This window comes from Flavobacterium sp. CG_23.5 (assembly GCF_017875765.1).
Lineage (GTDB): Bacteria > Bacteroidota > Bacteroidia > Flavobacteriales > Flavobacteriaceae > Flavobacterium.
Genome location: NZ_JAGGNA010000001.1, coordinates 936,883 through 950,351 on the forward strand (window position 1 = coordinate 936,883; position 13,469 = coordinate 950,351).

The 13,469-nt window shown below is 32.4% G+C and carries 6 protein-coding genes; 1 reads left to right on the top strand and 5 read right to left on the bottom strand.

Going from position 1 to position 13,469, the window contains the following annotated elements; translation table 11 throughout:
* Positions 1–75: 75 nt before the first annotated feature.
* The 5 genes from H4V97_RS03890 to H4V97_RS03910 form a co-directional block, all read right to left on the bottom strand.
* Positions 76–2,211, bottom strand: a complete 2,136-nt coding sequence (locus H4V97_RS03890) for a PAS domain-containing hybrid sensor histidine kinase/response regulator (RefSeq protein WP_209548977.1) — start codon at positions 2,209–2,211, stop codon at positions 76–78.
* Between the two features lie 323 nt (positions 2,212–2,534).
* Positions 2,535–8,549, bottom strand: coding sequence for a PAS domain S-box protein (locus tag H4V97_RS03895; protein ID WP_209548978.1), 6,015 nt, complete (start codon positions 8,547–8,549; stop codon positions 2,535–2,537).
* Between the two features lie 689 nt (positions 8,550–9,238).
* On the bottom strand, positions 9,239–11,395 hold the full coding sequence (locus H4V97_RS03900) for a catalase (protein ID WP_209548979.1): 2,157 nt from the start codon (positions 11,393–11,395) through the stop codon (positions 9,239–9,241).
* Positions 11,396–11,532: 137 nt separating this feature from the next.
* Positions 11,533–11,817, bottom strand: a complete 285-nt coding sequence (locus H4V97_RS03905) for a SemiSWEET family sugar transporter (protein WP_209548980.1) — start codon at positions 11,815–11,817, stop codon at positions 11,533–11,535.
* Positions 11,818–11,843: 26 nt separating this feature from the next.
* A complete protein-coding gene (locus tag H4V97_RS03910; protein ID WP_209548981.1) occupies positions 11,844–12,563 on the bottom strand; it encodes a DUF72 domain-containing protein in 720 nt (239 codons plus the stop codon).
* 448 nt (positions 12,564–13,011) lie between these two features.
* On the opposite strand from H4V97_RS03910, the gene H4V97_RS03915 reads away from it, so the two are divergent.
* Positions 13,012–13,467: a MarR family winged helix-turn-helix transcriptional regulator gene (locus H4V97_RS03915; protein ID WP_209548982.1), complete on the top strand. Its 456-nt coding sequence runs from the start codon at positions 13,012–13,014 to the stop codon at positions 13,465–13,467.
* Positions 13,468–13,469: the final 2 nt, after the last annotated feature.

The following is a 13,469-nucleotide window of genomic DNA, read 5'->3' on the forward strand; positions in this document are numbered from 1 at the left end:
TAAAAAAGGCAAATTAGCCAATTAAGCAACTCATCTTCTAATTTATTTCTATCTATTTTGAAATAAAGAATAGTATTAAACTATCCATTTCAACAATACTTTTTCTAAATCAGATTGAATTATGGGTTTAGAAATATAATCATTCATTCCTGATTTTAAACATTTTTCTTTCTCTTCGATAAATATTCCAGCGGTCAATGCTATGATGGGAGGATTTGTAGAATGGCTCAATTTCCGAATTTCAGCAGTGGTTTCAAACCCATTTTTTTTAGGCATTTGTATGTCCATTAAAATAATATCCAGCTTTTCTTTTTTATACAGTTTTATCGCTTCTTTTCCGTCTATAGCTTCAAAAATAATACAATTGGGAATTATTTTTTTTATTAGTTTTTTAGCCAGTAACATATTAATCCTATTGTCCTCAACAATAAGTACTTTGGTGTAATTGAGATTTTCTTTTACTGGTTCTTTTGTTTCCTCTAATTGAAAAGGAAAAGGTATTTTTAAGCTTTTGGATTTTTTAAATTCGACAGAAAAATTGAAATCACTTCCTTTTCCATAATGACTGTTAAGCTGTAACTTACTCTTCATCAATTCCAGAAGTTGATTAGAAATTGCCAGTCCTAAGCCTGTCCCTCCAAATTTTCGCGTGGTTGAAGCATCTTCTTGTACAAAAGAATGAAATATTTTTTCTTGATTGTTGTGTTTTATTCCAATGCCGGTATCTTTTACAGAAAAATTAATAGCAGCAATATTTTCATCAACAGAAGGTAATCCAGTAATATCTAAACTTATTGTCCCTTCGGAAGTGAATTTTAAAGCGTTACCAATTAAGTTTACGATAATCTGTTTGAGTCTTATGGAGTCAGCATAAACAAACTGAGGTACATTCTCATCAATAGTCAACATTAACTCAATATTTTTTAAATTTGCTTGGTGTTTAAAAAGACTGACGACTTGATGAGTTAGCAAAAAAAGATCAACTTCTTCCATATGTAATTCTAATTTCCCTGCTTCAATTTTAGAAAAATCTAAAACATCATTAATTATATCCATCAATATTACTGCTGACTCATTAACAATATTTATATATTCCAATTGATTGGTGTCCAAGTTCGTTTTCATTAGCAAATCCGTAAACCCAATAATTCCATTCAACGGAGTCCTAATTTCATGACTCATATTCGTTAAAAAATTAGATTTAGCCTTATTGGCAGCCTCGGCTAGATCTTTTGCTTTTGTAAGTTCTTTTTGCATTAGCTTAATCTCAGTAATCTCAACAAAGCTGATTACTATTTCAGTTAATTCTCCCAGTGTATTTTTCTCTGAGAAACCATTGACCAAAAGCGAAATAATTTCTTTGGAATGGGGACGTTTAACTCCAGCTATGAAATTTTTGAGCGGCTGTTGGCTCGTTAAAATTTGGTTTACCGGATAGTGTTCAAGTCGTAATGGCGCATTATTTTCATCTAAGAATTTCCATTCTGAATCAATTATTTGTTTCCCTTTCATCTGATCTTCACTTAAGCTAAGCAGTTCAGAAGCTTTAGGATTACACATAATAATGGATCCATTCGGGGAATGAACGACAATACCTACATCCAGATTATTTAATAAATCCCGATATCTATTTTCGATATCTAACAATGCGACCTCAGCTTTCTTAAGTTCAGTTATATCAATCAATGTAACAAGACACTGTCCTTGATCTTTTGCAACAACCCCAGTCAGGTAACCATAAAATACTGTAGTGTCATTTATCAAAAAACGTAACTCACAAGATTCTTTAACCTTACTTGTAAAGATTTTATCTAAAAAAAGATTGAAAATAGTTTTAGTGTCATTAGAAATAAAAAAGCCAAACATACCACTTATTAGTTTGGATCTTTCTCTAAATAGCATGTTAGAACCTGCTAAATTAACGTCAATAATTTTTCCTTCATTAGAAAGGGTAAAATATCCTGAAGGGGCAAAATCATATAATTCAGTATATTTTTCATTAGCAATTTCAGCTTGTCCTTTTGCGAAAAGCAATTCTTCGTTCTGCATTTCAAGTTCAATCTGATGCACTTCCAGTTCATGAATGAGTTTCAAAGTCATGGCTTCAGAAAGTTTTCCGACCGCTTTTTCTTGAATTTTATTTGCTTGTAATTCTTCGGCTTTTTCGCGAAGAATTGCAATAATTTTCGATTTGTTTTTGGTATTTTTCATACGCTCTAACTATTAAAAAATATGCTGATATTGTCAATTCATTCTTTAAAAAATTATCTTTGAACCTAATTAATTCAATGAATCGTTGGAAGTAATTAAACTCCGTAAAACCAATATTACATCAAAATATAAAATTTCCTTCCAACTCAAAAATCTATCTCAAAATCAATTTTTAAAAATCTAAAAACTCCAAAAAGTAATTTTAAATACATTCACGATATTAGTTTTTTTTAGGAAATTGAAGATACTGATTTCTAACATATTAACCAATGTTAAATCAATTTATTTTTTGTAAAAATTTGTTTCATAGGCTTATAAAAAAATTATTTATCCAACCATTTATGTAAGATGTTTTCTAAATCAGTCTGAATTATTGGTTTTGATAAATAATCATCCATTCCTGATTCTAGACATTTTTCTTTATCGCCAATCATAATTCCCGCTGTTATTGCTATAATAGGAGTTTTAACAACATCTTCTAATTCTCTTATTTCCTGAGTGGCTTCGTAGCCATTTTTATTTGGCATTTGAATATCCATTAATATAACATCCGGTATCTCTGTCTTATATTTTTCTACAGCTTCATTCCCATCTTTGGCTTCAAAAATAATACAGTTTGAAATTAATTTTTTCACCAGTGTTTTAGCCAACAACATATTAATTTTATTATCCTCAACAATTAAAACTTTTTTATTGGTAAGAATTTCCGTGGAAATTGGAGTTTCACTTGCATTTCCAACTATTTCTTCAAAAGGAGTCTGTTTTTTTGCTTTGGCCTTTCTAAATTTAATCTCAAAGAAAAAATCGCTACCATCTCCATATTTACTAATCAACTGCAGTTTGCTGTCCATTAAGGCTAAAAGCTGATTCGAAATCGCTAAACCTAATCCTGTTCCTCCATATTTTCGGTTGGTAGAATTGTCTTCCTGCACGAAAGAATTAAATATTTTTTTATTATTATTTGTTTTAATTCCAATACCAGTATCCTTAACAGAAAACTTTAGGGTTGTCCATTTTTTCTCTGAATCATCGATTACGTTAACATCCAACTGTATTTGGCCAAAAGTTGTAAACTTTACGGCATTACTCAATAGGTTTACCAATATTTGTTTTAACCTAATTGAATCCGCTAAAATCCACTTTGGAACATTACTGTCAATATTTAGTGACAAGGCTATCTTTTTTTGATTGGCTTGGTATTTAAATAAATCGATGACCTGATGTGTCAATTTAAAGATGTCTGTTTCTTCAATAAGCAATTCTAAATTTCCTGATTCAATTTTAGAAAAATCCAAAACATCATTAACCAGTTGCATCAATGTTGTGGCGGATTCATTTACAGTTGACATATACTCCAACTGATTTTTTTCAAGATCTGATTTCATCAACAAATGAGTAAACCCAATTATTCCGTTTAAGGGAGTTCGAATTTCGTGACTCATGTTGGCAAGAAAATCTGTTTTAGCTTTATTAGCGGCTTCCGCTTGTTCCTTGGATTTTAATAATTCAATTTCCATCAATTTTCGTTCCGTGATATCAATAAAACTAATCACAATTTCAGTAACCTCATCTTTGTTATCTTGAACAAGAAAACCATTGACTAAAAGCCAAATTATATCATTAGTTAACGGTCGATTGACTCCAACTGTAATGTTTTTAATTGATTTGCCAGTGCTAATAATTAGATTTACAGGATAGTCTTCTATCCGCATCACAGAATTATCTTCGTTTATAAACCGCCATTTCGGATCAATCACATTTCTCCCTAACATTTGATTCACACTTAATCCCAATAATTCTGATGCTTTCACATTACTCATAATAATTGAAGTATCAGGTTTATGTACAATAATCCCAGCATCAAGATTTTGTAATAGACCACGATATCTTTCTTCGCTTTTCTGCAACGTATCATCTGCAAGTTTAACCTTAGTGATATCACGAGAAAGACATATAAAATGCGTATCATGTTCGGCAGTTTCTTTCATCGGAGCTATGGAAAGTTCGTACCAACGCAGTTCCTTTTCTCTATCCAAAACATACTGACGTCCTGTTGAAAATCCTTTTTCCGCTGCCTCTCGGATTGCTGAGAAGGCTAAATTAGCCGCATCAGCCGGTAATATTTCTGATATTTTCTTGCCAATAAATCGATCTGATGGGCTCAAAAGTGGATCTTTCCGATGGGAATGATACTTGTAAATAGTGCCATCTAAACCTACTTCAACCATTAAATCTGGAATAGCATCAATTATTGCCTCCATCTTTTTATTGGTTTTCTTGAGTTCTTCTTCGGCTTTTTTGCGTTCACTTACGTCTCTAACTATTGCTACGACACGTCCATCAGCGAGCATTTTAGCACTGATTTCAACTGCTACTAAAGATTTATCCTTGCGCAACATATTACGCTCAAGGGAAGTTCGTTCTCCATTGAGCAATTCTTCTCGCATAATTGGCCTATCGGCAAGCTCAATATTTGTAAAGAGATCTGTTATATTTTTTTCGCAAAGTTCTTCTTTGGTGTAGCCAAGCATAGCACAAGCGCTTTCATTCACTTCGAGCAAATCACCTGAAATATCATTAATAAAAATAGCATCTGAAGCCTGTTCAATAAGACTACGGTATTTATCTTCGCTGCTAATAAGTTGTTCTCTTATATTTATTAATTCGGTAATTTCAGTCATTGCTCCATTTAAACGAATCACTTTCCCAGATTCATCTCTAGTTATAAAAACCCGATCGTAAAATATACCATAACTTCCATCCGCCTTTTGAAAACGAAATTCATTAGACCATGTTGAAGTGGTTTCTTCATAAGATGCATTAAGAGTATTAATTACTCTTTCATAATCATCTGGATGAACTTTTTCTTTCCACAGTGCTGCGTCTAGTTTTAATTTTTTATCTTCATTATCTAAAGTAAAAAGGCTCAAAAAGGCATCATTGTACCAGCTTTCTTCTGTCAATATATTGTATTCATATAGCGCATCATTAGTGGCGCACGAAATCATTTCAAATCGCTCATTGGCAATTTTTATTTTTTCCTCCGCTTTTTTAATGTTAGAAAGATCAAATCCCATTCCTAAGAGGCATTTATTTTCTTTATACTCAAAAGCATGAGAACTAATATAATATGGAATTTTAGCTTTGTTTTTTGTAAATAATTCTACTTCTATTCCTTGCGATTTTTTTTCAAATATGGTCTTTATTCTTGTTCTTATTTTTTCTTTAAAATCTTCGTCATAAAAATCAATCGGTTCCATTTGAGCTATTTCTTCTGTTGTGTAGCCCGTAATGGTCTCGAAATTTTTATTCCATTTTACAAACTTACCAGATTCATCATACAGATAAAAAATACCCGGAAGGTTATTGATTATTATTTCCGATAGTTGTTTCTCATTTAAGATTGCATCTTCAGCAATCTTGCGTTCCGTTATATCAGTGGTTGTGCCAATATAACCCACAATTTGATTTTCAGAGTTTCGCTCCGGAATAGCCTGACCCATTACCCAAGTGATAGCACCATCAGGGCGAACAAAACGATATTCTGACTCCGAGATTTCCTGAAGTGAGGTAGCATTCTCCCAGCCTTCAAAAAGTTTATTTTTATCCTCAAAATGTACAGCATCCAGCCAACCAATTCCTAATGCTTCCTGAGGGGAAAGACCCGACATCTGGCACCATCGAGGATTAACATAGGTGGTGCTACCTGATGCATCGGTGCGGAATATACCCACCGGAGATACTTCAGAAAGGGTATGATATCGTTGTTCGCTTTCAAAAACTCCTTGTTCTGCTTTTTTTCTTAAGGCTTCTTTTTCAAAAATTTCCATTGCAAAGCCAACATCACCGTTCGCTTCTTCTAATAACGCAATTTCCTCTTCGTCAAAAAAGTTTTTCTCACTGGCATAAAAAGTAAAAATTCCAATTACTTTCCCGAATTTTTTTATGGGAAGTGTCATTAAAGATAGATAGCCCCGATCTACCGCCTCATCTTTCCAAGGCTTCATCATTAAATCGTTTTCAATATCATTGCAAACAACATATCTTTGTTCCCTTACAGCAGTACCGCCTGGACCTCTGCCTTCTGGGAGGTCATCAGCTATAGAAATAGTTTTAATGATTGAATGATACCCTCGATCTTCACCAGCAATCATTGCAGGAATAACTTTTTTAGAAGTTTCATCTATAATTCCAATCCATGCCATTCTAAACTTACCTACGTTTACAGCAATATCGCAAGCCTCTCTGAACAATGTTTGCTCATCAGTCGTACGAACAATCATCTGGTTGATTTGACTGATGAAAAAATAAAGTCGATTCGCTTTTTCAATTTTATGTTCGGCTTCTATTCTCTTAGTAACATCAGTAATAATTCCATGACAAATTACCGTACCTTCAGGTTCAAGTACCGGTAAAGAGTTTACTTCATGCCAAACCAATCCTTTAATTGGATGAAAATAGCGATATTCCACTTTAAGAGGAACTAACTGCGATTTGGTTTCTTTTATGCTTTGAATCACTTTTCCTAAATCATCTGGATGAATTAATTCGAAGATTTTATCTGCATTATTCTCAATATCTTCAAATGAAAAACCGTAAATTTCTTCAACTGCATGACTGGCATAAGGATAAGTTAATGAGCCATCTTTATTTTGACGCATAGAATAAATTAATCCTGGCGAAGTAGCCGCAATTTTTGCAAATTTGTCTTTTTCTTTTATTATTATTTCATTGGCTTTTTTACTTTCAGTGACATCTCTTAAATTGGCAATTATACCTTTCACGCCATTGTGCTCAATCAAATTATTCAATACTCCTTCCAACCAAATATAATTACCATTTTTATGTTTTACCTGAAACAAAACTGGATTTGATTTTCCAGGATTATCCAATGTTATTTGCATAATCTGCTGCATATATTCGACATAATCTGGATGGAAATAGTCCGTATTTGAAATTTTTCTAAATTCTTGGCTTGTATAGCCGGTAACTCTCAAAGAAGAAGGGCTGCGAAAAACAGTATTTAAATTTTCATCAAGTAAGGTGATTATACTGTCATTATTTTCTACTAATGCGCGAAAACGTTTCTCGTTTTGTTCTATTATAAAATCTACTTTTTTCCTTTCTGTTATATCTTTTACAAACGCAATAAAACGATTCTCAGAAAGTTTCACTGCATCGACAAAAACAGTTACGATTTCTCCATTTTTATGAAAAATTATAAGCTCTCCTTTTAAGCTGCCGGTCTCCAAAAGAATTTTGAATTGTTGATTAGAATTCTCAAGAGATTCTGAAGTTGATAAATCACCAAATTTCATTGATAATAATTCTTCTTTTGAATAACCCGTTATGAAACATGCAGCAGGATTGACTTCTAAATAATTGCCGTTTTCATCTACAACAAAAACGCCATCAGGTGCATTTTCTATATAATTTCTAAATTTAGCATTACTTTTTTCTTCAATTAATTTGGAATTAAGAACGATCTCGCTCTGTTCATTGGCTCTTAAAGTTTCTTCGTGTTGCTTTTTTAAGGTAATATCTTGAGTGTTTCCTCTTAAAGCGATAACTTCTCCATGAGGATCTAACACCGGAATAACAATTACATGCAGCCATTTTATTCTTTGGTCCGTAAAAACGGCACATTGCTCACATTCAAACGGTTTTTTATCAACTAAACATTGATTGATTTTATTTTGAAATATAGCGACATCCTCCTTTTCAAACCGACTCAAATATCCCTCAAATAAATTTTGCTCTGGTTTTTCTTCAATTTCATAAATCGAATACAATTCGTGAGACCAAATCATTTTTTTTGTCATCAAATCGAATTCCCAACTTCCAATCTTAGCAATCTTTTGCGCAACATTTAACAAATTTTCACTGGATATTAAATTTTCCTGAGCCTTTCTTATTTCAGTAATATCTCTTCCAATTGCATAAATATTTCCAGAAGAAATGCTCTTTGCAGTCCATTGAATAGTGATAAATTCGCCGTTTTTTTTCAAAAATCTATTCTCATAATTTATTGAAGGTTTTCCTGTAGCAAGACTTTCAATCTCTGTTAACGATCTTTCAAGATCATCGGGGTGCAAAAGATGGATTAAAGAATTATTAAGCAATTCTTCTTTTGAATATCCTAAAATATCGACAAAAGTGGGGTTGATCTCTTTAAAAAAAGCATCAATTCCTACAATACATACTAAATCCTTAGACTCTTCAATAAAAAACTTGAAGCTAGCTAATGACTCTTCTCTTTTTATCAATTGAATTATTTCTGATTCTTGTTCTTGCGTTTTTTTGAGTAATTCATCGTAAGTTGGTTTGGCTTCTTTCATACCCATAAAATTCAAATAATTATCAATAAATCTATTGTACCCGCTAAATATAATAAAATAAAAACAACAAATAAAATTCGACTCCTCATTATAATAAAATATTCAAACCGCGCTTCACTTCTGTTGAAGCAATTTGCTTAAAAAGTGTCGAAGACTTCGTTAATTAATATAAGTATGGAGAATAAAATAATGTCGTTTTTTAAACCTATAAGACATATAAGTTTTTAATTATATTGTTGTAGTAAAATATCAGATATTGCCTAAAGATGATTAAACCCTGTTTAATTATAACCCGCTGGTTTTAAATATCAAAAACGTCGGATCGAGTGTTTTTTTTTGTGAAATAAAATGAAGCAAAAAATGGATCGAGGACCGTTTTTGATGATAAATTTTCTTATTCTCGACACAATTTTTTTCCCGATGCTTCGGGAGAAAATCACTCGAACTGACGAAAATTAATCGTTAAAGGCCACTTACATCCAAGAGGTCAATAACATCATAATATGAGGAGCTATAAATTAATAGAGTTACAAATTGTTCCTAGTACTTAATTCTAATTTTCTGCCAAAAATCTCTTATTTTAAAGTTCAGTTTTTTAAGGTGTAAAATCATTCATTAATAACAAATTCCGAAATGAGAATTTCGGAATTTGTTTACTCAGCTGCATAATATTAAAAAATATAAATGGTCTAAAGTGCTTTTTCGCGATTCCAAAAACGATGCTGACCCATCGCTTCTATAAAGGATTTTACGAAGGCCTTATCCGCCTCATTCGCTTTTAAAACAATTCCATCTGTAACATCTTTGATATCAAATTGAACTTTAACATTCGTTTCACTAAAAATCTCAGATGCATCAGCACCAATAACTTTACAGTGTTTATAAGCTTCATTTATAAATTCGATTACTTCAGGCTTTGAACTCAGGAAACCAATGTTTTTCCCTCCAGGAATATATACCGCATCAAATAAAACCGAAGCAGCAATGAGAAAACTTTGATCTACTTTGATTTCACTTCCATCGTTAGCCTTTATTGTTCCTAAATGTGGCGCAACAATTTTCATACTCGCTCCTTCTTTATCCAACGCTGCTTTCATGGCATTAATAGCAGCCCTGTCAACCCCTTCCGAACATATAACAGCAACTTGTCGTGTCGCTATAGTTTTGGACAGTGTTTTGTTTTTGAGCATACTTAATGCATCCGAAGGTTTCATGTGATTTGTAACTTTTTTAGGTTCGTATTTTTGTTTGTCTGCATTTGCACCTATACCATGATTCATTGGTTTTTCAGGACTTTTTGGCACCTTAAGTCCCAAACCTTCCGCTACTTTATTTGCCAAATCTGCATCAATTTGAGATAACAATCCTAACATACGGTTTTGTATCGCCAAGGTTTCCAGTTTACCTAATTCAAAACGCAAGGCATTTATAATGTGATTTTTTTCTGTTTGGGTTTGGCTTTTAAAAAACAAGGTAGCCTGACTGAAATGATCCGAAAAACTTTCGCTGCGATCGCGTACTTTTTGCGCATCGATTCTTTCGTTGAAACTGCTAAAACCACCTTCTTCAATTTTTGCTTGAAAAGGACAACCTCCACCGAGAGAATTTGGGTGATAACTAACCCGACCCACATTAATTTCCTGGCGCATGTGTCCGTCACGCTGATTATTGTGCATCGGGGCTATAGTTTTATTAATTGGAATTTCATGAAAATTAGGACTGCCTAAACGCGATAATTGTGTATCCGTGTAAGAAAACAAACGTCCTTGTAACAAGGGATCATTTGTAAAATCTATCCCCGGGACAATGTGACCGGGATGAAAAGCGACTTGCTCCGTCTCAGCAAAAAAATTATCAGGATTGCGATTCAGAACCATTTTTCCAATTAGGGTAACTGGAACTAATTCCTCGGGAACAAGTTTCGTTGGATCTAATAAATCGAAATCAAATTTATGCTCATCGGCATCTGGTATGATTTGAACTCCAAGTTCCCACTCGGGAAAGTGTCCGTTCTCGATGGATTCCCATAGGTCCTGACGATGGAAATCTGAATTTTTTCCTGATATTTTTTGGGCTTCGTCCCAAAGCACAGCATGTGTTCCTAATTTTGGTTTCCAATGGAATTTAACAAAATGAGATTCGTTTTTTTTATTTATAAACCGGAAAGTATGAACACCAAAACCTTCCATCATTCTTAAACTTCTGGGAATTGCTCTATCTGACATCACCCACATGATGGTATGCATCGTCTCTGGCATTAGGGAAATGAAATCCCAAAAAGTATCGTGTGCAGAAGCAGCCTGTGGCATTTCATTATTAGGTTCTGGTTTAACGGCATGGATTAAATCAGGAAACTTAATGGCATCTTGAATAAAAAATACCGGTACGTTATTTCCAACTAAATCATAATTGCCTTGCTCTGTGTAAAATTTTACCGAAAATCCTCTAATATCTCTTGCTAAATCTGTAGAGCCTCTAAATCCCGCAACCGTAGAAAAACGGGTGAAAACCGGAGTTTTAATGCTTGGATCTTGCAGAAACCCTGCTTTAGTATATTTCTCCATAGATTCGTAAACCTGAAAATAGCCGTGTGCTGCTGAACCTCGAGCATGCACGATTCTTTCCGGGATTCTTTCATGGTCAAAGTGAGTAATTTTTTCTCGTAAAATAAAATCTTCCAGTAACGAAGGTCCACGTTCACCAACCTTAAGCGAATTATTATCATCGTTTATTTTAAGACCCTGATCAGTCGTCATAAACTGATTGGTGGCATCAGATTTGTTAAATTTTAAATCCTGCTGTTTTTGGTTTTCAGAATCGTCGAATTTTTTTTTCTCGTTTTTCATTTTATTAGCTTTTTGGTTTTTAAAACTTTTTACGTTTTATAAATTTACATTTTTAAAGGTAAAAATTTTCAAAAAATAGTATAAAAATTTATAATATTCTTAAATATAAAAATTATAGCATTATGATTTACAATGGTTTATATTTTTTTATCCAACTCTTCCAATAATTTTCTTGAAGAAAGTTTTAGCATAAAAATGATTCCACAAATCGTGGAAGATATGCCATTGGCTATAATAATAGGAACATCCGATTTCAAAATTCCATAAATCAGCCACATAATACCGCCCAGAAATAGCATTCCATAAGTGACTTTCGAGATATCTTTCGTTGATTTAGTTTTTATAATTTTATAAGTCTGTGGAAAATTTGCTCCTGTTGTAAATGCCGCTGCTGCTAAACCGAGTATTTGAATATATTCCATAAATGAATTTTTTTTAAAATAATGAACTAGAAAAATTGTGCCAATTCCAACGCATTCATCACTCCTGCAGCACTTGCTGTATTATTAAAATAGATATAAATTTCATTGAATCTCGGTTCTTTAACGATATTGTGATACAAGATTTTCAGGTCATCATGACTATCATTAGAATAAAACATTGTTGGACTGCCGTGCAATCTCACATAAACCGTAGTATTATTGACGACAATATTTCTAGGCAATGTGGGATGATTTACACGACAAAAAACGATTTGATTTTCTGATAAGCGATCATAAACTTTTTGTGACCACCAACTTTCATGTCGGAATTCAATTTCGTTTTTGAAATCTGGATTTATTGAACTGATGATAATCTCCAGTAATTGTAAGTTATACGGAATGCCAGTAGGCAATTGAAATAAAATGCAAGCCAACTTCTCCTTAAATCCCTCTTTACAAATGGAATAAAAATTATTAATCTCTGCTTTACAGTCAATGAATTTTTTGAGATGAGTAATTTGTTTTGGCGCTTTTACTGAAAATAAAAAATGGTCAGGACTTCTATCATTCCATTTCTGCAAGCTTTTAAGAATAGGAAATTTATATAAAGTCGCATTTACTTCATAGGTATCAAAATTCTCGCAATAAAATTCGAACCATTTATTTTGCGGGAGATCTTCTGGATAAAAAGTACTTTTCCATTTCGTATTGTAAAAACTTGAACATCCGATATATTTATTTACCATTTTTACTACTATAAAAAATTTTTTTTTTCGAAAATAATGTTTTTTTTATTAAAACTGAAAGGTTTAACTCCCTTCTTTTACCATATTTTCTTGTCCCTATTTTAGATAAATTCCCGTTATTAAAAGTACTGCTTTTTTATGAATCTAAAATAGATTTTAGTGCTTAGCACAATACTTATTAAATTTGATAAACGGTCCTGTGCTAGGTAGTTTCAAGTTTTTAATTTCCGTGCTATTTGTGCTTTTATTATGAATATATCATCAAGTAAGAATTGCAAACGCTTTATTTTTTTATAGTTGAATCTCAAAATAACTCTCTTTTTACATTTGCATTTATTAGTTAAGGATTGGCAAAAAGATACAGTTATTATTGTGTTAAAAAAGAAACACTTGTATATACAAATAAAAAAAGTGTTACATTTGTACCAACAATTAAAACTTTGTTGGTATGAAAATTGAAGAAATTATAAAAAGTACAGCTCCATTAAACAATTCGACAAGAACTGTTTTGAATGTAATTTACACTCAAAATGTAATTACAGATAATTTTAATGAAATCTTGAAGCCTTTTGACCTTTCTGGAGAGCAATATAATGTTTTACGAATATTAAGAGGTCAAAAAGGATTTCCAGCGAATATGTGCGTCATTCAAGAACGCATGTTAGCCCGAACAAGCAATACGACAAGATTAGTGGATAAATTATTATTGAAAAATCTTGTCACCAGGAATGTTTGTCCTGAAAACAGAAGAAAAATTGAGGTATTAATTACTCAAAAAGGGTTAGGTATTCTAAAAGAATTAGATCCCAAAGTAGCAGAGCACGAACAATTTTTTTCAAAAAATTTGAGACCAGAAGAATTAGAACAATTAAATCATTTATTAGAAAAATACAGAAATAAATAACA

What these genes read in the sequence shown, in the direction of transcription:
- H4V97_RS03890 (WP_209548977.1), bottom strand. Translation starts at nt 2,211, where the DNA reads ATGAAAAATACCAAAAACAAATCGAAAATTATTGCAATTCTTCGCGAA.
- H4V97_RS03895 (WP_209548978.1), bottom strand. Translation starts at nt 8,549, where the DNA reads ATGAAAGAAGCCAAACCAACTTACGATGAATTACTCAAAAAAACGCAA.
- H4V97_RS03900 (WP_209548979.1), bottom strand. Translation starts at nt 11,395, where the DNA reads ATGAAAAACGAGAAAAAAAAATTCGACGATTCTGAAAACCAAAAACAG.
- H4V97_RS03905 (WP_209548980.1), bottom strand. Translation starts at nt 11,817, where the DNA reads ATGGAATATATTCAAATACTCGGTTTAGCAGCAGCGGCATTTACAACA.
- H4V97_RS03910 (WP_209548981.1), bottom strand. Translation starts at nt 12,563, where the DNA reads ATGGTAAATAAATATATCGGATGTTCAAGTTTTTACAATACGAAATGG.
- H4V97_RS03915 (WP_209548982.1), top strand. Translation starts at nt 13,012, where the DNA reads ATGAAAATTGAAGAAATTATAAAAAGTACAGCTCCATTAAACAATTCG.